At 61.2% G+C, this 21,288-nt stretch carries 20 protein-coding genes; 15 read left to right on the top strand and 5 right to left on the bottom strand.

All coding sequences use genetic code 11. The features are described 5' to 3' along the window. Positions 1-76: 76 nt before the first annotated feature. On the top strand, positions 77-3,097 hold the full coding sequence (locus JJQ76_RS15315; RefSeq protein WP_210397785.1) for a bifunctional diguanylate cyclase/phosphodiesterase: 3,021 nt from the start codon (positions 77-79) through the stop codon (positions 3,095-3,097). 61 nt (positions 3,098-3,158) lie between these two features. Beyond that, entirely contained in the window at positions 3,159-3,572 is a 414-nt protein-coding gene (locus JJQ76_RS15310) for a globin (RefSeq protein WP_210397783.1), read from the top strand. A gap of 6 nt (positions 3,573-3,578) precedes the next feature. On the opposite strand, the gene JJQ76_RS15305 is transcribed toward JJQ76_RS15310, so the two are convergent. Continuing rightward, a complete protein-coding gene (locus tag JJQ76_RS15305) occupies positions 3,579-3,764 on the bottom strand; it encodes a tRNA (uracil-5-)-methyltransferase (protein ID WP_210397781.1) in 186 nt (61 codons plus the stop codon). Between the two features lie 121 nt (positions 3,765-3,885). Between JJQ76_RS15305 and hrpB the strand changes: the two genes are divergently transcribed. The 10 genes from hrpB to JJQ76_RS15255 all read left to right on the top strand — a co-directional run bounded on the left by hrpB (position 3,886) and on the right by JJQ76_RS15255 (position 14,778). Beyond that, positions 3,886-6,348, top strand: a complete 2,463-nt coding sequence (hrpB, locus tag JJQ76_RS15300) for an ATP-dependent helicase HrpB (protein WP_210397779.1) — start codon at positions 3,886-3,888, stop codon at positions 6,346-6,348. Between the two features lie 63 nt (positions 6,349-6,411). Beyond that, a complete protein-coding gene (locus tag JJQ76_RS15295) occupies positions 6,412-7,095 on the top strand; it encodes a thermostable hemolysin (RefSeq protein ID WP_210397777.1) in 684 nt (227 codons plus the stop codon). Beyond that, on the top strand, positions 7,092-8,579 hold the full coding sequence (locus JJQ76_RS15290; RefSeq protein ID WP_210397775.1) for an AMP-binding protein: 1,488 nt from the start codon (positions 7,092-7,094) through the stop codon (positions 8,577-8,579). Before JJQ76_RS15295 ends, JJQ76_RS15290 begins: the two co-directional genes overlap by 4 nt. Then, the gene (locus JJQ76_RS15285) at positions 8,566-9,213 is read left to right on the top strand and encodes an iron-containing redox enzyme family protein (protein WP_210397773.1); all 648 of its coding nucleotides are present in this window, start codon (positions 8,566-8,568) and stop codon (positions 9,211-9,213) included. Before JJQ76_RS15290 ends, JJQ76_RS15285 begins: the two co-directional genes overlap by 14 nt. A gap of 13 nt (positions 9,214-9,226) precedes the next feature. Next, positions 9,227-10,045, top strand: coding sequence for an SDR family oxidoreductase (locus JJQ76_RS15280; protein ID WP_210397771.1), 819 nt, complete (start codon positions 9,227-9,229; stop codon positions 10,043-10,045). After that, on the top strand, positions 10,042-10,683 hold the full coding sequence (locus JJQ76_RS15275) for a tetratricopeptide repeat protein (protein WP_210397769.1): 642 nt from the start codon (positions 10,042-10,044) through the stop codon (positions 10,681-10,683). The genes JJQ76_RS15280 and JJQ76_RS15275 overlap by 4 nt, the downstream gene beginning before the upstream one ends. A gap of 25 nt (positions 10,684-10,708) precedes the next feature. Further along, positions 10,709-11,371: a response regulator transcription factor gene (locus JJQ76_RS15270; RefSeq protein WP_210397767.1), complete on the top strand. Its 663-nt coding sequence runs from the start codon at positions 10,709-10,711 to the stop codon at positions 11,369-11,371. Beyond that, positions 11,368-12,762, top strand: a complete 1,395-nt coding sequence (locus JJQ76_RS15265) for an ATP-binding protein (protein WP_210397766.1) — start codon at positions 11,368-11,370, stop codon at positions 12,760-12,762. The genes JJQ76_RS15270 and JJQ76_RS15265 overlap by 4 nt, the downstream gene beginning before the upstream one ends. A gap of 109 nt (positions 12,763-12,871) precedes the next feature. Next, positions 12,872-13,819: a radical SAM protein gene (locus JJQ76_RS15260; protein ID WP_210397764.1), complete on the top strand. Its 948-nt coding sequence runs from the start codon at positions 12,872-12,874 to the stop codon at positions 13,817-13,819. A gap of 155 nt (positions 13,820-13,974) precedes the next feature. Then, the gene (locus tag JJQ76_RS15255; protein ID WP_210397763.1) at positions 13,975-14,778 is read left to right on the top strand and encodes a DODA-type extradiol aromatic ring-opening family dioxygenase; all 804 of its coding nucleotides are present in this window, start codon (positions 13,975-13,977) and stop codon (positions 14,776-14,778) included. A gap of 183 nt (positions 14,779-14,961) precedes the next feature. Here JJQ76_RS15255 and JJQ76_RS15250 read toward each other — a convergent pair whose 3' ends face one another. The 3 genes from JJQ76_RS15250 to JJQ76_RS15240 all read right to left on the bottom strand — a co-directional run bounded on the left by JJQ76_RS15250 (position 14,962) and on the right by JJQ76_RS15240 (position 17,004). After that, complete coding sequence (locus JJQ76_RS15250; protein WP_210397761.1) at positions 14,962-16,104, bottom strand: diguanylate cyclase domain-containing protein; 1,143 nt, start codon at positions 16,102-16,104, stop codon at positions 14,962-14,964. A 173-nt stretch (positions 16,105-16,277) separates the two neighbouring features. Continuing rightward, entirely contained in the window at positions 16,278-16,487 is a 210-nt protein-coding gene (locus tag JJQ76_RS15245; protein ID WP_246480947.1) for a DUF3820 family protein, read from the bottom strand. 88 nt (positions 16,488-16,575) lie between these two features. Continuing rightward, on the bottom strand, positions 16,576-17,004 hold the full coding sequence (locus JJQ76_RS15240) for a GNAT family N-acetyltransferase (protein WP_210397755.1): 429 nt from the start codon (positions 17,002-17,004) through the stop codon (positions 16,576-16,578). 67 nt (positions 17,005-17,071) lie between these two features. Here JJQ76_RS15240 and glpD point away from each other — a divergent pair, with 67 nt between their 5' ends. Next, the gene (gene glpD / locus JJQ76_RS15235; RefSeq protein WP_210397753.1) at positions 17,072-18,568 is read left to right on the top strand and encodes a glycerol-3-phosphate dehydrogenase; all 1,497 of its coding nucleotides are present in this window, start codon (positions 17,072-17,074) and stop codon (positions 18,566-18,568) included. Between the two features lie 63 nt (positions 18,569-18,631). Here the strand turns inward: glpD and JJQ76_RS15230 are convergent, their stop codons facing one another. Continuing rightward, entirely contained in the window at positions 18,632-19,534 is a 903-nt protein-coding gene (locus tag JJQ76_RS15230; protein ID WP_210397751.1) for a LysR family transcriptional regulator ArgP, read from the bottom strand. A 99-nt stretch (positions 19,535-19,633) separates the two neighbouring features. On the opposite strand from JJQ76_RS15230, the gene JJQ76_RS15225 reads away from it, so the two are divergent. Next, a complete protein-coding gene (locus JJQ76_RS15225) occupies positions 19,634-20,260 on the top strand; it encodes a LysE/ArgO family amino acid transporter (protein ID WP_210397749.1) in 627 nt (208 codons plus the stop codon). A gap of 125 nt (positions 20,261-20,385) precedes the next feature. Beyond that, complete coding sequence (locus JJQ76_RS15220) at positions 20,386-21,072, top strand: hypothetical protein (protein WP_210397747.1); 687 nt, start codon at positions 20,386-20,388, stop codon at positions 21,070-21,072. Positions 21,073-21,288: the final 216 nt, after the last annotated feature.

The raw sequence follows: 21,288 nt of genomic DNA, 5'->3' as shown, positions 1-21,288 counted from the left end.
CTCCGTAAGATCGCTACTCACGGACGACCCCAGAGCTCAGGAAGAACAACAACAATTACTGATCACTGAGGAATGCATGAAGTTAGTGCACCGTGTGTGGACACCCCTGCTGGTGGCCGCTGTCACACTGGTTCTGATGCTGCTTACCGTCGCCGCCAACGACCGACTGTGGCATACCGAACGCCAATCCCGACTTCATGACGAAGCGTTTCGCGTAGCCTCGATTCTGGAGCGCCACCTGCAGCGCAACCTCTCCGTTGCCACTCTGCTCGGTATGCTGGTGCGGCAGTATGATGGTCGCTTGGAGCGCTTCAACGACAACGCTCGCGAGCTACTGACCGCCTTTGAGGGCGTCACCAACCTGCAGCTGGCGCCCGATGGTGTCATCAACGCGATCTACCCGCTCACCGAACCACACCAGCAGGCCCTCGGTCACAACATCCTGCGCAGCGACAGCAGCCGCAATACCGCCTGGGTGGCAATCAACACCCGTACCCTGACCCTTGCCGGACCCATGACCCTGGTCCAGGGCGGACAGGGCATGCTGGCGCGCCAGCCGGTATTTGTCGGCAACGGCGATGATGAACGATTCTGGGGCTTCGCTTCAGCGCTGATCATGATGGACGATTTCATCGCCGCCACGCCGCTCAGCAAACTGGAGAACACTGAGTTTGCTTACCGGCTGACGCGCCAGGATCCACACGGCAACAGCAGCGCGCTGATCGCCGGCAGTAAAGCGGCACTACAGGGATTCACCGAGCGAGTAGCGGTGCAGTTACCTAATCAGGTATGGACACTGGAACTGGGCTGGACCACCGCGCAAACCCTGGCACCCTATACCCCCTATCAGATCATCCTCAGCTCGATTATCGCCGCCCTGGCCGGGGTGCTTACATTCTTCCGCCTCAGCCATCCACGCAAACTCAAGCACAGCCTGCAGCAACAGGCGCAACGCTCCGAACAACTGCAACAAGCCCTTACTCACGAGCGTGACCGCGCTCGCGATTACCTCGACAACCTGTCCCAGACCTTGCTGCTGGTTACCGATCTGCAGGGCAACGTGATCCTGCTCAACCGCTTCGGTTACCAACTGCTAGACTATCCGCTGGACACCCTCACCGGCGACAACTGGAGCCGCCGCTGCATCCCGGAAAAGCGGATCGAGCGCGCCGAAGCGTTCTTCGCCGGCATGGAAAATCAACCGCTCGGCTACCAGACTCAGGGCGAACTGCCGCTGTTGTGTCGCAACGGTGACCAGCGTCTGCTGAGCTGGAACTGTACCGTGGTCAAGGGTAACGACCAGCAGCTCAATCTGCTGTTCGTCGCTCAGGACATCACCCATCAGCGCGCCGCGGAAAACCACTTGCTGAAACTCTCCCGCGCCGTAGAACAGAGCTCCACCTGCGTCGTGATGCTGCATCGCAGCGGTTACATCGAGTACGTCAATCCCAGCTTTACCCGCCTGACCGGGTTCAGCGCGGCGGAGGCGATCGGCCGCAAACCGCGCTTTCTGGAGTGCGACCAAACCGACCGGCAACAACTACTAGCACTGCGTCGTGAAGTGGCCCGCGGCCATGTGTGGCAGGGGGAACTCTGCTATCGCCGCAAAAACGACACCCTGTTCTGGGCGCGGGAGAGCGTCTCCCCCATTACCAGCGAAACCGGCGAGATCACCCACTTCGTCAGCGTGCTGGAAGACATCAGCAATCAACGCGCGCATCAACAAGAGATCGAACGGCTGGCCTATTACGACCAGCTCACCGGGATCGGCAACCGCCGCCACTTCCGCCGCCAGCTGAACGAGCTGCTGGATGAAAGCGGCGACCAACCGGTGGCGCTGCTCCACATCGATCTGGATCACTTCAAGCGGGTCAATGAGTTGCTCGGTCATGAGGCAGGCGACCAACTGCTGGTTCGCGTCGCCGACAAACTGCAGCGCGAGGTTGGCCATCAGGGGCAAGTAGCGCGGATCAGTGGTGATGAGTTCCTGATCGCGCTGTGTGACACCGATCGCAATCTGGCCGAGTCGATCGCCAAACGTCTGCTGCGCGAACTCCGCCTGCCCACCTGGCTGGGCTCGGATATGGTTCGCAGTCACGAGGTCCTGATCTCCGCCAGCATCGGGATCGCCGTCGCCGATGAGCAGACCCGCGAAACCTGCGACCTGCTGCAGTGCGCCGACCTGGCCATGAACCATGCGAAAAAACGCGGTGGCAACCATTACCGCCACTTTAACCGCCGCATGGTGGAAGAGGTGCAGGCCAACCTTGCCCTGGAAAAAGAACTTCATCGCGCGGTCAAAGAGCAGGAGTTCGTGCTCTATTTCCAGCCCCAACTGGATCTCGAATCCGGTCGGGTGTGCGGCCTGGAAGCCCTGATCCGCTGGCAGCATCCCACCCGTGGCATGATCTACCCGGACCAGTTCATCCCCTTGGCCGAAGAAGCCGGCCTGATCGTCGCCATTGGTCAGCAGGTGATCCGTCAGGCGTGCGAAACCTGGCGCCGGCTGGCCGACAGTGGCAACGGCCACCTCAATATCGCCGTTAACCTGTCGGCACTGCAGTTCCGTGACCCGCTGTTTATCAGCACCTTCCGCCACATCCTCAGCGAAACCCGCACCCCGCCGGAGCGGATCGAACTGGAGCTGACGGAAAGCATGCTGATGACCAATATCGACGAGGCGATCACCCTGCTGCAGCAACTGAAGCAGCTCGGCTGTAGCCTGGCCATTGACGATTTCGGCACCGGCTACTCCTCGCTCAACTACCTCAAGCAGTTGCCGGTGGACGTGCTCAAGATCGACCGCTCCTTCGTCAAGGATATCCCCACCGACAACGACGACAAGGCGATCACCGCCGCCGTCATCGCCATGGCCCACAAACTGCAGCTGGCGGTCGTGGCTGAGGGCGTGGAAGAGGAACCGCAGCAGCAGTTTCTGCGCGACAATGGCTGCCAGCTGGCACAGGGCTACCTCTACAGTCCGCCGGTGGCCGAAGCGCAACTGGCAACGGTGATCGCCAGGATTGAAGCCGACCAGTCGATGGCCGCACTCGCACCCACCGCAGCGCCAACCGGGACCGCACGCTGCGCCGGCTGAGCCGGGTTTGCCCTGCTGCCGGCGCTGGACTAGATTGAGAAGACGTCAGCGGGAGCACAGCATGGACTACGAAGAGGTCTTCGACGCCAGTTTCGAACGGGTGAAATGCGACCAAGAGGGTCGGCCCGGTTTTTTCCACGCCTTTTATCAGCGTTTCATCAAGGCGGATCCGCGGGTCGCCAAGCATTTCGCCGACACCAACATGGAAAAGCAGCAGAAGATGCTGGAAAAGTCCTTTTACCGACTACTGGTATTCTATGCGACCAACAGCACCGACGACTATCTGGAAGAGGTCGCCATTCGCCACAGCAAACTGGTGCTCAACATCGAGCTGGAGCTGTTCGATGTCTGGCTCGAATGTCTGATTGATACCGTACGCGACTACGATCCGGAATACAGCGACGAAGTGGAGTTATCTTGGCGACTGCTACTGGCGACAGGCATCGCTTATATGAAATTCAAACACGATCACTGAGCACCATCACCAACCGCGCGGTTTGTCTTTCTTGTTGCGTTTTTTCTCCGCTCGCCGGCGGGCAGCCCGGTCGCGCTCCTCCATACCCATGGCGCGAGCGAAGCGCTCCTTGATAGAATCCACTTTTTTCTCTTTGCGCTCGTGTTCCTTGTCGGACCGCGCCCGGGACAGATCCACTACCTTTGATGTCATCCTATCGTCACTCCTCAGGATTCAGGCCACTGGCGGTAACGGTGGTTACTTGGCAGTCTAACTCCAACCGGGGTCACGCGCGAGTGGTCGTGCGTTGTGTACACAGAGCCGCGGAATCGGTATGAGTTTACCCATAGAGCAGTGTCTGCCCGCGCTCCAACAGGCCCTCAACCAGCATAACCGCTGCCTGTTGCAGGCAGACCCCGGGGCCGGTAAAACCACCCGCGTCCCGCTAGCCCTGCTCGACGCTCCCTGGCTGCAGGGGCGGCGAATTGTGATGCTTGAACCGCGACGACTGGCGGCACGTAATGCCAGCCGTTTCATGGCCGCCCAGCTCGGGGAGCAGCCGGGAGAAACCGTCGGCCATCGCACTCGCCTGGAAACCCGCGTAGGAAAAAACACCCGCATTGAAGTCGTCACCGAAGGCGTGCTGACACGCCTGCTACAGCGCGACCCGGAACTGACAGATGTCGGCTGTGTGATTCTGGACGAATTTCACGAGCGCAACCTGCAGAGTGATCTGGCCCTGGCCCTGTTGCTGGAGTGCCAGAGCGTACTGCGCGAGGATCTGCGCCTGCTGCTGATGTCCGCGACCCTCGACAGCGTACCGCTACTCACACTGCTCGGCAGCGAAACACCTCTGATTGCAAGCGCCGGGCGCTGTTATCCGGTGGCCACTCACTACCTGGGGGGGCGGCCCGAAGCTCTGGATTGCCGCCAACTGGCAACCACCCTGCAGCAGATCAGCCGTCAGGAAAGCGGCAGCCTGCTCTGTTTTCTGCCGGGGGTCGGCGAGATCCGCCGCACCCAGCAGGCGCTAGCGCAACTCGACCTGCCCTCCGAGCTGCAGGTGCGACCACTTTACGGCGCGTTGCCGAGTAGCGCTCAGGATCTGGCCCTGCGCCCAGCCAAGCAGGGGCGCAAGCTGGTACTGACTACCGCCATTGCCGAAACCAGCCTGACGATAGAGGGTGTCCGGGTGGTAGTCGATGCCGGTCTGATGCGCCTGCCCCGCTTTGATCCGCCCAGCGGTATGAGCCGACTGGTCACCCAGGCTGTCAGCCAGGCGGGGGCAGAACAGCGACGCGGACGCGCCGGCCGACTGGAGCCCGGCGCCTGCTATCGTCTCTGGAGCGAAGAGCGCCAGGCGCAGTTGCTGCCCCAGCGGCCGGCCGAAATCCTCAGCGCCGACCTGGCACCGCTACGGCTGGAGCTGGCCCAATGGGGAACCCCGGCCGAGGAGCTGCACTGGCTAGACCCGCCACCCAAAGCCCACCTGGACCAGGCGCAGGCGCTGCTTAAGGCGTTGGGCGCACTGGACGCCGACGGCCGTCTGACGCCCCGCGGCCAGGCCATGCTTGAACTCGGCGCCCATCCCCGTTTGGGCGCCATGATGCTGCGCGCCAGGGAACTCAATCTGGGCGCCCTCGGGTGCGACCTGGCAGCCCTATTGAACGAGCGCCTGCCCTCCACCGCCGGTGCCGACCTGGGCCACGCCCTTGCCGCCCTGCGCCGAAGCCGTTCAGGCGAACTGGACAGCGCGCGCCAGAGCGCCAGACGCTGGCGTCGGCAACTGCAGCTCGACACCGACCACGAACCGAAGGACGAGCAGGCGGGGCTGTTGCTCAGTTTCGCTTTCCCGGATCGCATCGCCCAGCAGCGGCGTCCCAACAGCAATCAGTACCGGCTCAGTAACGGCCGCGGCGCTCACCTGGCGGAGCAGGATCCCCTGCGGCGCACCGCCTACCTGGTCGCCGCCGAGGTCGACGGCGACCGCAGCAATGCCCGCATCTACGCCGCGGCAGCAGTCAGTCAGGAAGAACTGGCCATGCACCACCCCCTGCAGCGCAGCACAGCAGTGAGCTGGGATGAGCAGCAGGACCGGGTACAAGCCCTGTCGCAGACCCGCCTCGGCCAGCTGATACTGGAACAACGGCCACTGTCCGCCCCCGATCCCGAGGCGGTCGCCGACTGCCTGTTACAGGCGCTGCAGCGCCGCGGGGGCGACGCCCTGCCCTGGACGCGCGACGCGCGCAGCCTGCAGGCACGCGTGCAGCTGTTGCGCCGTCATTACGGTACGGACTGGCCTGACTTTTCCGACGCGGCACTGATGACCCGCCTCGACTTGTGGCTCAAACCCTACCTTGATGGCGCAACCCGGCTGACACAGCTGACTCGCCTCGATCTTGCCGCGCTGCTGCGCCAGCAACTTTCCTGGCCGCAGCAACAGCAGCTGGAGCGGGAGGCGCCGGTGCGCTATCCCGTGCCCTCCGGCTCGCAGATCAGTATCGATTACACCCGCCGGGACGAACCGGTACTGGCAGTCAAACTGCAGGAGCTGTTTGGGCTCACCACCACCCCCGCCATTGTCGGCGGCGCAGTGCCGCTGCTGCTGGAGCTGCTATCACCGGCCCAGCGACCGATCCAGACCACCCGGGACCTGGCCAACTTCTGGCGCAACACCTATCACGAGGTCAAGAAGGACCTCAAAGGCCGCTACCCCAAACACCCCTGGCCCGACGATCCGTTGACCGCAGAACCCACCCGCGGTACCAAGAAAAGACCCCACCCACCCGCTAATTAACAAATTTAAGAGACTCTTAAGATTGCGCTCTTAGGCTGATTCCCATAGCTGAGGAGAATCGCCATGGGTCGTCTTGAATTGGTCAAACAACTGTCCTGCAACGGTCAGGGCGAACTGGTTCTGGTGCAGTCGCCGGAGAACCGCGCCCATGTAGAAGCCTTCATCCGTGACCGTTTTCTCCATGAACACGGCGCCAAACCCCACCATTTTGCCCCCCATCTGGTAGCGCTGACCGACACCCACAACCAGATTCAGGCCTGTCTGGGGTATCAGGGTGCCCACGAAGGCGAGCTGTTTCTGGAACAGTATCTGGACCAGCCGGTCGAGGCCCTGATCAGCCGGCTCGAAGGCGCACCGGTTCAGCGACGCGCTATCCTCGAGGTTGGCAACCTCGCTTCGAGGTACTCCGGCTGTACCCGCCGCGTCATTCTCTCTCTGGCCCGCTACTTTTGCGAACAGCAGTACCAGTGGCTGGTGATTACTGCCACCCCGCGGGTACTCAACACCTTCAGCAAGCTGGGGGTCGGTCTGGAACTGATTCCACTGGCAAATGCCCGTCCCGAAAGACTGGGCAGCCATGCCGCAGACTGGGGCCGGTACTACGACAGTCAGCCCCAGGTCGTGGCGGCCCGCTTCAGCAGCGGTCTGCAAAAACTATTCGCCAACCCCTTGTTCCGCCAACTAATGCGGCGCTCACCACGGCCACACAGCGATCAAGGCATTCTGATCGCGGGAGCGGTGGCATGAACGAGATCTTTGACCAGATCCGCAGCTGGGTAGCGCTGACGCCGCAACAGATCGCGCTGGAAAGCCGCACAGAGATACTCTCCTACGCGGAACTATGGCAGCAGGTCGAAACCCTGTCCGCCCAGCTCACCGCGGCGGGTATCGCTCATATTGGCATTCTGCTGCCCAACAGCCCCACCTGGGTGGTGTTGCAACTGGCGGCCTTTCACGCCGGAATTCCGGTCACCCCGATACCGGCATTCTTTTCACTCGAGCAACAGCGCCATGCCCTCGACCAGAGCGGTGTCGACCTGCTGTTCTCAGACGATGCAGATCAGGGGCGCCGACTGGATCCCCGCTTTGCCAGCGACCCGCTGCATCCTCTGGCATACAGACGCCCCCCCCGCCCGGTCGCTCTGCCCAACGGAACCCTGCTGGTCACTTTCACCTCGGGAAGTACCGGCACTCCCAAGGGTGTTTGCCTGGGGGGGGCGCACCTGTCGCAGGTCTGTCGTTCACTGTTCCGCCGCGTTGGTGGCTGTGGCGTTACCCGACACGCCTGCCTGCTGCCGCTGTCGATACTGCTGGAAAACCTGGCCGGTGTTCTGCTGCCGCTCTATGCCGGCAGCCGCTGCCTGATCTACAGCAACAACGAGACCGGCCTGCTGGGTTCCAGCGGGCTGGATCTGCAAAGCCTGGGCGAATTCCTGCACCGTCATCAGCCGGAGTCGCTGATCCTGACACCCGAGCTGCTCAAGGCGCTGCTTTACCTCTGCAGTGCGGGTCTGTCACCCCAGGGGTTCCGCCTGTTGGCCGTCGGCGGCGCCCGAGTGCCGGCATCACTACTGCAACGGGCCCACGAGCTGGGGCTGCCGGTAGTTGAGGGTTACGGCCTGTCGGAGTGCGGCTCAGTCGTCGCGCTTAATGCCCCGGATAAGCAGCGCGCTGGCAGCTGCGGCTATCCGCTTGATCACTGCCGCATCACCCTTGCTGACGATGGCGAAGTGATCGTCACCGGTAGCGGTTTTCTCGGCTATTTGGGCGACACTAGCCCCCACCACGGAGCGGTTGCCACCGGAGACATCGGCTACCTCGATCAGGATGGTTATCTGCACATCGAAGGCCGCAAAAAGAATGTTTTTATCACCAGCTACGGGCGTAACCTCTCGCCCGAGTGGATCGAAGCCGAATTCGCGGCGCTGCCCCAGATCCAGCAGTTTTGCCTGTTTGGCGATGGACGCCCCTTCAATGTGGCGGTGCTGCGCGCCCGCCCTGGCGTCAGTGCCGATGAGCTGGCACGCGCGATCGCTACCGTGAACAGCGTACTGCCCGACTACGCCCGTTTGACCCACTGGATCCAGGCCGAGGAGCCGTTCACGGTTGCTAACGACCTGCTGACCGGCAACGGCCGTATCCGCCGAGACGCCGTCGGCGCGAGCTACCGCGAATCCCTGGACGCAATCTATAGCCGCCACGAGGAGCCCCATTGCCATGGCGTTTTATGAACAGCTACTGCAAGCCACTGCCCGGGAGCGTGAACAACTGCTAACCCTGCCGGTGATCCGTGAAACACTGACCGGAGAGGTCAGCCTTTGCCGCTATCACGCGTTTCTGGAACAGGCTTACCACCATGTTCGTCATACGGTACCGCTGATGATGAGTTGTGGTAGTCGCCTGGGCGACAGCCATCCCTGGCTGATGCCATCACTGCGCGCCTATATCGACGAAGAGATCGGTCACGAACAGTGGATTCTTAATGATCTCAAGGCTGCCGGTGGGGATGACGTGGCAGCAAGGGATGGCGAACCCGGTTACTACACCGAGCTGATGGTGGCCTATGCCTATGACAGCATCGCCCGCCGCCACCCGCTGAGTTTTTTCGGCATGGTGCTGGTGCTGGAAGGCACCAGCACCGCACTGGCAACCCAGGCCGCCAAGATCATTCAGCAGCGGCTGGCACTACCGGCCGCGGCGTTCAGCTACCTCAACTCGCACGGTGAGCTGGACCTCGATCATGTGCAGTACTTTGCCCAGCTGATGGACCAGATCGAATGCCCGCAAGAGCAACACGCCATCATTCATGCCGCCAAGCGTTTTTACCGTCTCTATGGCGACGTTCTCAACACACTGCCCCAGTAGTCCGGAGTCCCTGATGAAACCGCAACAGATGCATATTCTTCTTACCGGAGCCAGCGGCGGGATTGGCCAGGCCACAGCGCTGCGTCTGGCCACAGCCGGGGCGCGCATCATCGCCGTGGGACGCACACCGGCACCGCTGGAGGCGCTGGCAAACCGACTGCCACCGGTAGACAGCGGCCCGCATCTGGCGATCGCTGCCGACCTGACCCAGAGCGCCGCGCGCAAGCGCATGACCGAACAGTTGATGACCCTGGAACAACCGCCCAACGTACTCATCAACATGGCCGGCACCAACCAGCTGTGCCTGTTTGAACAGCAGGACGAAGCCACTATCGAGCAGTTGATTCATCTCAACTTTACCAGCTCGGTGCTGCTGACCCATGCCCTGATTCCGCTGCTGCGCTCGCGGCCCGAGGCCCGCATTATCAACGTCGGCTCTACCCTCGGCAGCATCGGCTACCCCGGCTATGTCAGTTACTGCAGCACCAAATTCGCCCTGCGCGGGTTCTCGGAAGCTCTTGGACGTGAGCTGGCTGACAGCCCGATCAAAGTGCAGTATTTCGCCCCCCGCGCTACCCGTACCAGCCTGAACGCCGGCGCCGCGGATGCGCTTAACGAAGAACTGCGCACCCCGGTCGATTCGCCCGAAGCCGTTGCCGACGCCCTGCTGGCGTTTATCAGCGGTAGCGCCAGCCACCGTTACCTCGGCTGGCCAGAAAAGTTGTTTGTTCGCCTCAATGGCCTGTTCCCAAGCCTGGTCTCAGGTTCGATCAGCAAACAACTCGACACGATTAAAAACCACGCAACCAAAAGACCGGAGAAACTGTCATGAAAGCCGCACTCTCATTAGCCCTTTCCCTGCTGCTGACGCTGCCCCTGGCTGCATCCGCCGCCTCGCCGGACGAGCGCATGATCGAGCTTCAGGACCGTTGGGCCGAGATCCGCTATACCGTCCCGGAGGAGCAGCAGGAGGACGCCTACGAGGCGCTGACCGAAGTGGCCAACGAATCGGTAAAACGCTATCCTGAAGCCGCCGAATTGTGGATCTGGCGGGGAATTGTTCTCAGCACTTATGCAGGCGCCAAGGGCGGCCTCGGGGCGCTCGATCTGGTCAAGCAGGCCCGCGAAAGCCTGGAGCAGGCGATCACGCTCGACGACCAGGCTCTCGCCGGCTCGGCGTATACCAGTCTGGGCGCGCTCTACTATCAGGTGCCCGGTTGGCCGCTGAGCTTTGGCAGTGACAAGAAAGCCCGCCACTACCTGGAGATGGCGCTGTCGATGAACCCCGATGGCATCGACCCCAACTACTTCTACGGCGACTTTCTGATCAGCCAGAAAGAGTACCAGGCGGCGCGTAAGGTGCTGCAACATGCACTGGAAGCGCCGCAACGTCAGGGGCGCGAAATCGCCGATCAGGGCCGCCGCGAAGAGATCAATAAACTGCTGAACTCACTCAAAGAGAAGAGCTGAGCCAAGGACGAGGACAACACGCCCTATGAGGCTGCTACTGGTTGAAGATGACCTGTTGTTGGGGCGCGGCATCGTTGATGCTTTCACCCGCCAGGGAGACACCATGGACTGGCTGCAAAACGGCCGTTTGGGTTTGGAAGCGCTGCGCAGCCACAGCTTCGATCTGGTGGTCCTCGATCTGGGCTTACCGGAAATGGACGGTGTCGAGGTGTTGCGCCAGGCGCGCCAGCTCGGCATCGACACACCGATTTTGATTCTCACCGCCCGAGATCAGGTACAGGATCGGGTGCGCGGCCTTGACGCCGGCGCCGACGATTATCTGATCAAACCCTTCGACCTGGACGAGCTCAACGCCCGCATCCGGGCGCTGCTGCGCCGTCGCGCCGGCAGTACCAGCCCCAAAATTGAACTCCACGGGATCTGCGTCGACCCCGCCAGCCGCGAGGTGACCTTCCAGGGAGAGGTCGTCAATCTGTCACGACGCGAATACGCGCTCCTGCTGGAGTTTTTGCAGTATCCGGGCCGGATTCTTACCCGCGAACAGCTGGTGGAGCGGCTCTACAGTTGGGACGAACGGGTGGAAAGCAATGCCGTAGAGGTGCACGTTCACCATCTGCGCAAAAAGTTTGGCAGCGAGCTGATCAAAACCGTGCGCGGCGTGGGCTACCGGGTCGATAAAGCCTCGTGAAGTCTATCAGCCGTTTTCTGCTCGTCAGCCTGCTGCTGGCCCTGTTTACGCTGACCTCTGCCGCAGCCTACTTCAGCTACCGCGACGCCACCCACGAGGTCGAAGAGCTGTTCGATGCCGAACTGGCCCAGATGGCGCGGGTGCTGCAAAGTCTATTGCAGGACCAACTCAAACGTAGCCGTATGAGCCACCTGGCCGAAGCGCTGGAGTACGAACCGTTCGAGCTGGACCATTATGAAGAGGGCAACGAAGCCACCACCTTCGGCCACCGTTATGAAAAAAAACTGGCGTTCATGGTCTGGAACGGCGACGGCGAGGAGTTGCTCAGCAGTTTCCATGTGATCGCGCGCCAGTTCAGCTTCGATTCCCGCCAGGGTTATGGCGAAGAGGTGATCGACAATCACCACTGGCGCTCGTTCGCGCTGCACGATCCGCAGCACGATCTGTGGATCAAGGTGGGGCAGCGGGATGACGTGCGCGATGAGCTGACCGGCGAAATTGTACTCCATACCCTGCTACCGCTGCTGCTGACCATCCCGTTACTGGCGGCGATGATCTGGCTGATCGTCAATCGTGGGTTGTCGCCGCTACGGCGCGTTGCCCGGCAGATCATTGAGCGCAACCCGGAGCAGTTGCAGCCGCTGCCGCAGACCGGCGTACCGGAAGAGATCGGTGGCGTGGTCAGCTCGGTTAACACCCTGATGGCGTCACTCGACAACGCCCTGACTCGCGAGCGCCGCTTTACCGCGGACGCTGCCCACGAACTCCGTACACCGCTGGCCGGGATCCGCATCCACGCCCAGAACCTGCGCCAGGAGCACAACCCCGCCACCGTCGCCACCGCCGACCAGATCGTCTGCGGGGTCGATCGCATGACCCGGGTTGTCGAGCAGTTGCTGACCCTCAGTCGACTGGAACACGACAAGATCGAAACCTCACGCGTCAACCTCAGTGACCTGGTGCGCACCACACTGGCCGACCAGGCCTCCCATATGGCCGACAAAACCCTGGACCTGTCGCTGGAAACCGCCGACAGCCTGTATGTCTGGGGGCATGAAGCCAGTCTGTCGATTCTGTGCCGCAACCTGATCGATAACGCCATGCGCTATACCCCGGATGGAGGCCAAGTGATGATCGGGCTGGATCAGAGCGATGGTGAAGTGGTGCTGCGGGTCTGTGACACCGGTCCCGGCATCGTTCCGGAACAACGCGATGCCGCCCTGCAGCGTTTCTATCGCCTGGCGGGGCAGTCGATCTCAGGGAGTGGCCTGGGGCTCAGCATCGTTCGGGAAGTCACCGAGCAGCACCGCGGCTCACTGTTGCTCAGCGACACCAGTCTTGGCCCCAACGGGCTCTGCGTCACCGTACGGTTGCCCACCGCGGCCGGTTAACAGAGCCTTTACCGGCACGGCGATATAAATAGCCCTGCCTTAAGTAAGCTTTAAGCTTGCCTCGTTAGACTCTCCCCCATACCGATTAACAATGGATGGGAGAGTCCCCATGAGCAGTTACCGCCTCACCGCGAACGTGGAATGGACCAGCAAATGCAACGCCAAGTGTGCCATGTGCCCGCGCCACGTCATTAATAACCCCAAGCTGATGACCACCGAGCTGCACCAACAGTTGCTGCAACGGCTCAAACCTGAGGACCTGGCTCGCGTGATCATCGCTGGCTACGGCGAGCCGACCACCCATCCCAAGTTCTTCGATTTTATCGACCAACTGCGCGATCATCCGGTGCAGTTCGACATGGTGTCTAATGGCGAGCGGCTGGATGCCGACAAACTGGCTCACCTGGATGGCGCGCTCGGCATGGTGATGGTGTCTTTCTCCAGCGTTGATCCCGAGGTGTATAAAAGCGTTCATACCAATCTGGATCAGCAACGGGTGATGGCCAATATCAGTCACGCACAAAAGACGCTCAAACAGACTCACCTGTCAGTGAGCCTGACCCCGATGCCGGAGTGTCTCGAGACCCTGCCCGCCACCATCGAGTGGTTCCACAGTGAGGGGGTCTACGATCTGCGGATGTCGCCCAACTTCTACAACCGCGCCGGCACTCAGGATGAAAAGAGCCAGACCCGCACCCTGCGCGAGATCATCCGTCACTACAACCTCAACGCGCTGGATCTGGACTTCGTGCCCAGCACTTGGGATATGGTCAAGCAGTGGAGCAGCAACAAGTTCAAGTGCGTGCCGCGCAACACCTCACTGTTTATCTCCTCACTGGGCGACTACATGTACTGCTACAACGACATGGCCCACAACCATAGCCTGGGCAACATCAGCGCGATGAGCGTACGTGAGGCGATCCAGCTGCGCGAAAAAACCCAGGCCGAATCGGAACTGTGCACCAACTGCAACATGCTCGGCCGTTATCAGGGCAAAGAGTTAGTGCAAGTGGCTGCCAGTTACTTCAAGAACCAACTGATCGCCCGAGCCTCCTGACCCCCCCCCTACGCGGGTGCCACGCCCCCTTCCGTGGCGCCCGTCCCCTTGTTGCGGTTAACACTGTTTTAATGCGCCGGTTCGCGGCAGCCATGAAATAATCAGCGCGTTGGCCCGCCCACTGAAGTGGCCGGCCCCGTAGCGAGTTCTATTCGATGGTTAGCACCAGCCGACAACCGATCCTGTTTCTGCCCCACGGCGGCGGCCCGTTGCCGCTGCTGGACGACCCCGATCACCGTCCGCTGAGCCACTGGCTGAGCGAGACCGGAAGCGCCCTGCCGCGTCCCAATGCCATCCTGATCATCAGCGCTCACTGGGAGCAGCGGCAACCGACCCTCACCGCTGCTGCGGCCCCGGCGCTGATCTACGATTATTACGGTTTCCCGCCCGAGTCCTACCAGTTACGCTACCCGGCGCCTGGTGCTCCGGCACTTGCGAACCGCATTGCGGCCCAGTTGCAGAACGCCGGTTTCAGTGCCGGCACCGATGCGCAACGCGGATTCGATCACGGTATGTTCGTTCCGCTGTCACTGCTATTCCCTGCTGCCGATATTCCCTGCCTGCAGCTGTCACTGCTTAGCTCGCTGGACCCGGCTGAGCATATCCGCCTGGGCGAAGCACTCACACCGCTGCGCGATCAGGACGTACTGATCGTCGGCTCGGGGATGTCATTTCATAATCTGCCGGCGATGATGATGGGCGCGCCCCCTGACCGCGGCGATGCCTTCGATGACTGGCTGACAATCTGCTGCACCGACGCGCAGCTAACCCCGGAACAGCGTTACCGGCAATTGTGTGACTGGTATCAGGCCCCCTACGCCCGCTTCAGTCACCCGCGCGAAGAGCACCTCTTGCCGTTGCATGTTTGTCTGGGTGCAGCGATGGGCGCAGCCGCTCGCTCGGTCTTCGACAGCCGCCTGATGGGGCAGCGCTGTCGTGGTTTCCGCTGGAACCACTAACCCGGTGGATCAATTGGTGCGGGAAGGCGTCTAACATTGGCCGCCGAGGCAGTGCGAGCCCCTGCAGAGTCAATGGTTTCGTACACCGGTACCCGCTGGAAGCGGTTGTGTGGGGGGGGGGATAAGCAGGCTTGAAAGGAAAGTTCCACCGGACCGATGGAACGTCGGCGGGGTCGATCTGAATCAGGCGCTTTGCAGAACCGACTGCTCGCCCACCTGTCGCAAACAGCGGTCGTGAACCTTGACGTGATCTTCAAGCAGGCTACCGATGCGGGTGAGCTGATCGACCCAATCCTCATGATGCCGTTGCGCCGCCATCTGCCGCAGTTCGGTCAGCATCTCATGGTGAGCCTGAAGGTGTTCAGGGGTCATATTCAGCCCCAGCTTGCGACTGATCTGGGCCTCATTGTGAAAGTGCATCTCGACCAATGCTGTGAACGCATCCAACCCGGTCAGACAACTCCCCTTGCCTCGAATCAGCTCCGCCAGCAACTGGTCGATTTCGGCGTGCTCGTGGTCAATCTCGGCTACGCCGATCTTGACGATCTCATAGCAGCCTTTGGCAATAGCATCAGAGAAGACAATACAACCGTGGTGATCTTTAGCCCGGTACATGGCCTGATCGGCCGCTTTCATCGCCACTTCAGGGCCATCATCTCCCGGCACCAGCAGATGAACCCCGATACTGCACCCCACCTGAATGCGCTGTCCCTTGAAGGTCATCGGCTGGCACACCAACTGCTGCAGGCGTCGGGCGACATCCTCTGCGTGCTGATGTGCAGCCTCTCGATCAGCCCCCGCATCCGGCACCAGCAGGGCGAACTCGTCGCCCCCCAGACGCGCGATCACATCTTCACCGCGGACCGCATCATTCAGCCGCTGCGCGACCTCCACCAGCACCAGATCGCCCATCGCGTGGCCGTATTCGTCATTGATCGGTTTGAACCCGTCCAGGTCGATATAGACCAGAACCCCGCAGCGCGACTGCCGGCGTAGCCCCGGCAGCAGATGTCCCAGATAGTCGTAAAACATCCGCCGGTTACAGAGCTGGGTGAGTTCGTCGTGATGGGCCAGATAGCGGGTCTCATCAAGCTGGCGCTCTTTATCGACGATATAAGGTTTCACCACCCACCCATAGATCATGGGCGCGGAAAAGAAGACCAGGAAACCAGCGTCGGCCATCGCCTTGGCAAACCCGTGCAGGTGGGCGCCAAAAGCATCCAGCACCAGCATAGCCATCACTTCCACCAGAATAAGAATTATCCCGATACGCGACATCGCACGCAGCGCCATACTGGCAGGGGGGTTCGGCGGAAGCGACGACACCTGAGAATCTCCACTGGTCATTAACCACACAGACTATAGCAACTTAGCAGTCCCGACAATGCAGACATAAAGCATGCAGGGGCTATCGATGCCGAACGTGCCGCCAGTGCTCAGCCACTAACGGCAACCGGCCGCTTCCACCGAGCCTTTAGCAGGCGTCAACGCTACGCAGGTTATGGCTTGGGCATCCCTTTCAAGGGGCGCACCAGTGTCTCAAGCCCTTCCACCCGAATCTCCAGCGCCAGCTGCATCAATAGCCCCAGTTCCCCCCGCGGAAACCCCTGCTTGGCAAACCAGAGCAGGTACTCCTCCGGCAGATCGATCAGCACCCGCCCCTGGTACTTGCCGAATGGCATGGATTGATTAGCCAGCTTGATTAACATCGATTTATCCAGCACTTCACCTCCTGCAACGGGTCTCTGGAGCCACGGTGTCAGTTACAATAACCGCTTTGACACCACAACCCCAGAGTCAGCGCGCACCCCAGCCAAACAGGGTCTGGGATTTCAGAACCCGCAACCCCTCGCGCTGGTAAAACCGATGGGCGTCCGTTCGAATCACGTTGCAACGGATGCGCAGTTGCCCCGCCTCGCTGACAGCACGTCTGGCCTCAGCCAGCAGCATGGCCCCAACCCCTTCACCCCGAGCCCGCTGCTCCACCACCAGACTGCGCACCTCCAGATAATCGGGCTCGGCCAGCCCCGGCACCCGCTGCAACTGCATCATGCCGACTACCACCTCTTTGCGACAGGCCACTACCACTCTGGCCTCAGGCCAGGCTCGCAGCCGCCGCAATCGATCGACCACCTGCGAGGCATCGGTAGGGTAACCGAGTTGCTCCAGCAAAACGGCAATCGCCTGCGCATCTGCGCTGACCGCATCCCTTAACTGCGTCAACATCGACCGCTCTCCCCAGCATTCTGAACAACACACCTATACTAGCTGCAAAGCAGCCACTGGCCGATGTATGCAACAACCTATCGAAGTAGATCTGGCGGTGATCGGCGGCGGGATTAACGGCACTGGCATTGCCATGGAGGCCGCAAGGCGTGGTCTCAAGGTACTGCTATGCGAGCAGGGAGACCTTGCTGAAGGTACCTCGTCACGCAGTAGTAAACTGATTCACGGTGGACTGCGTTATCTCGAACATGGCCACTTTCGACTGGTGCGCGAAGCACTCAGTGAACGTGAACGGCTGTTGCAGATGGCACCCCATCTGATCTGGCCACTGCTCTTCCGCCTGCCGCTGGCGGATAGCCAGCGCCCTGCGTGGATGCTGCGTCTGGGGCTGTTTCTTTATGATCATCTGGGCCGGCGTAACCGACTGCCTGCCTCCCGCCGCACCCGTTTTGGCGACTCGGCCCTGCATCCTCGCTACGACGATGGCTTCGAGTATGCCGATGCCTGGGTAGACGATGCCCGTCTGGTGGTCAGTTGCGCGCGTCAAGCTGCCCGTGACGGCGCGCGAGTACTCACCCGCCACCGCTGCAGCGATGCCCGTCGTGATGGCAGCCACTGGCGGCTGCAGTTGACCGCGAGCGGCACTCCGAACACCACTCTGGCGGTTCGCGCCCAGGCTCTGGTCAACGCCGCCGGGCCCTGGGTAGAGAGCTGTTTCAAAGACACTATCAAGCGCCCCTCGCCCCATCCGGTACGTTTGGTCAAAGGCTCCCATCTGGTGGTTCCGGCGCTGAGTTCCTCTCCACACGCCTATCTGCTGCAACACCCTCAGGACCAGAGAGTCGTATTCGTGCTGCCCTATGAAACCGACTATTCGCTGATCGGCACCACCGAGATCATCCATCAGGGTGATCCAGCCACCGCCAACGTCAGCGATGACGAAGTGGACTACCTGCTGCAACTGGTCAACCGCCATTTTGTGCGCCAACTGGGTCCCGACGACATCCGCCACCACTTCGCCGGTGTTCGCCCCCTGCTGGATGACCGCGCGGACTCGCTGACAGCGATCAGTCGCGACTACCTTCTGGAACTGGATGCGCCTGCAACCGAGGCTCCGCTGCTGAGTGTTTTTGGCGGCAAACTGACCAGTTTCAGAGCACTGGCCGAACGCGCTCTGCAACGGCTGGCGCCACACCTGACAACACCGCTGCGGGAACCACCCGAACGACTGGTACTACCCGGCGGCGACTTCGACAACCAGCGCCAGCTATACCGTCACTATCGCCACCGCTACCCCTGGCTACCGATGCGGCTGCTGCGCCGTTGGGTGCGCAGCTACGGCACCGAAATCAATTTGTTGCTTGGCGATGCCCGCCACCTGGAGGACCTCGGTGCACTTATCGGTGCCGACCTGTACCTGCGTGAACTTGCCTGGATGCGTCAGCAGGAATGGGCTCACACGGCAGAAGACATACTCTGGCGACGCAGCAAACTGGGCTTACGCTTTTCCGCGGCCGAAACCAGTCGTCTGATCGCATTACTGGAGCAGCCTGTCGACCTCTAACATTCCCGCTGCGCGAGTCGGATCGATTCGCCAGGGACGGGGACCCGTTGCCGCACCAATCGGTTAGAAGTGTCGAGCAGCAAAGTTGAGCAAGGTCTCCTCCACCGCCTGCAGACGGCTCGACTGCAGCCGCAGCCGGTGCCAGAACAGCGCCACCGGCTGCAGGTGCCCCGGGGTCAGTTCCAGCAACCGGCCCTGACTCAGTAGCGCCTCCGATTGCATATCCGGGACCATTCCCCAGCCCAGACCGGCTTCTACCAGCTGCAAATAGGCTTCGGGAGAAGGCACCCGGTGGCGCGGATAATCACCAGACCCCAGCCCGAACCGTTGCTGCAGATAGCGGCGCTGCAGAGCGTCATCAGAGTCATAGTCCACGGCCGGAGCCCGCCTCAGGGCTTCGGCACTCACCCCAGCGGGGAAATAGCGCAGCATGAACTCCGGGCTGGCCACAGCGCGATAGCTCATCACCCCCAACGGCTTGCAGCTGCACCCCTGTAACGGTTCGGAGCTGGCACTGATACAGCCAAACACTTCGCCCCGACGCAGGAACCGCTGGGTCTGATCCTGATCACTGACCCGCAGGTCAAGCAGTATTGGTAGTGTGCCTAACAGAGGGCGCAACGCAGGGAGAAACCAGGTTGCCAGACTGTCGGCATTCAGCGCGATCGCCAGGCGAGTGGCGCCCTCCATCTCCCCCGGCCCGGAGAACGTTTGCTCAAATCCTGCCAGCAGCTCCGCTTGCAACAACTGCTGCTGGCGGTGGTAGGTCAACAACTGTTCGCCCGCGGGGGTCAACTGCAGCGGTTGGCTGCGAATGATCAACAGCTGCCCCAGGCGCTCCTCCAGCTGCTTGAGTCGCTGCGAAACGGCGGACTGGGTCAGATGCAGGCGCTGCGCGGCCCGTTCGAAGCTGCCGTTGTCGGCCACCGCCGCAAAGGTCTGAATCTGGCGATCATCGAGATACATAAGCAGTACTTATATTGATAAATATTTTTTAATTTTACTAATTATGCACCCCTCTTTAGGCTTGTGCCTCCGTCATCGTCGTGCAAGAGCCTAAAGCTTATGGACACCAGCTCCGCCAGCCTCGCCTTTGCCCAAGGTTTTGCCGCCAGCGCAGGTCTGATCATCGCCATCGGAGCCCAAAATGCTTTTGTGCTCACTCAGGGACTATTGCGCCGTTTCCACTGGCAGGTGGCCGCGCTGTGCAGCCTTATCGATGCGCTGCTGATCACCGCCGGAGTGCTTGGCCTCGGCTGGCTGATACGCCAGTCGCCGCTGCTGCTGCAGGCCGCCACCTGGGGCGGGGTGCTGTTTCTGGCCGTTTACGGCGCCCTGGCACTCAAGGCAGCACTGCACCCGGGGGCTCTGCGGGCCGAGCAACGCGGCGCCGCAAACTTGCCTGCCGCCCTGCTAACCACGCTGGCATTGTCGCTGCTAAATCCGCACGTGTACCTGGACACTCTGATTCTGCTGGGCACCATCGGCGGACGCCTTGCCCCGACGGCACAGCCCTGGTTTACCGGCGGTGCCGTGCTGGCATCGCTGTGCTGGTTTTTCACGCTGGCGTTCAGCGCTCGCGCCCTGGCACCCTTGTTCCGCCACCCCCAGGCCTGGCGCATACTCGATCTGATCGTCTGTCTGTTAATGTGGAGCGTGGCGCTGGCCCTGCTGCTAAGCGACATGGGCTAACTCGCCATCAAGTCCGACGCCCCACTAAGGTTTACCTGTAGCCTGGATTTGGCTCTGCTATGCTGTGCGACGGTGCCTGCTGTACCCTATCCATCGACATTTAAACGACATTTTCAGAGTCACACGTGAATCAGCATCTACTCACCCTGCAGATCTGCCTGCTACTGACTACCCTCACCACCGGCATGCTGCTGCACTCGAACCTCGATCAGGCGGCCCGCACCCATGACCGCTCCCATACCGATGCAGGCCAGGTACTGGAGTCGCTGGTTGGCATACGCCACGCCGCCATGCGGATCGTCTCCTCAACAGCCGAATACGGACTGCTGGCCAAAGCGGCGAATAACTCCCTACAGCAGCCTCAGCCGGCGGCAGCAGTCGCCGAAGCGGAGATCCAGCAGCAGCAGGAGGTCCGCTTGATCGGTGAAGGCAAGCAATCGTTCAAGCAACAGCTTGATCGCTACCGGCTGCTGGTCACCCGCCTCTATCCCGGCGATCGTCCCGGCGCAGAGCGCCTGTTTTACGAAGGCAATCTGTTGCGCCAGACTGCCTCGCACCTGCTCGACGCCCTTGGGGGCGAACCATCCTCGCTCAGCATCATCGATCTCAAAGAGCAGTTTGAGGCCACTGAGGTCCGTTTTCTTGAGCTGGCGGACAAGCTGATTGCGGCGGAGCGTCAGCGGGCCGAAGTTATGACTCACCGCGTCGATTCGGCGCTGCAAGGTGCCAAGCTGATTCTCGCCGCAGGGGCGTTGCTGATGCTGGTCTTGCTGGGATTACTGCACCGCGCTTTGAAGCGTCACAGCCGCTGAGATTGGGGGCCAACTAAAGACACCCAACCTCAGCGGGCACTTAATTACCCCTCTAATAATACGCACTCCAAACGACAGCCCGTCATTTACCGGCAACAACCTCCTTTATGGCAGCGCAAAACGGCGTTTAACGGCCAACCGTTTGCGACTTTATACTTACAGCTGTAATCTTAACGCTTTCCATTCAGATGAATTAATTTGCTCTGTAATCATATG

Source organism: Motiliproteus sediminis, assembly GCF_017912535.1.
Lineage (GTDB): Bacteria > Pseudomonadota > Gammaproteobacteria > Pseudomonadales > Balneatricaceae > Motiliproteus > Motiliproteus sediminis.
This window is presented reverse-complemented; position numbering and strand designations above follow the sequence as displayed.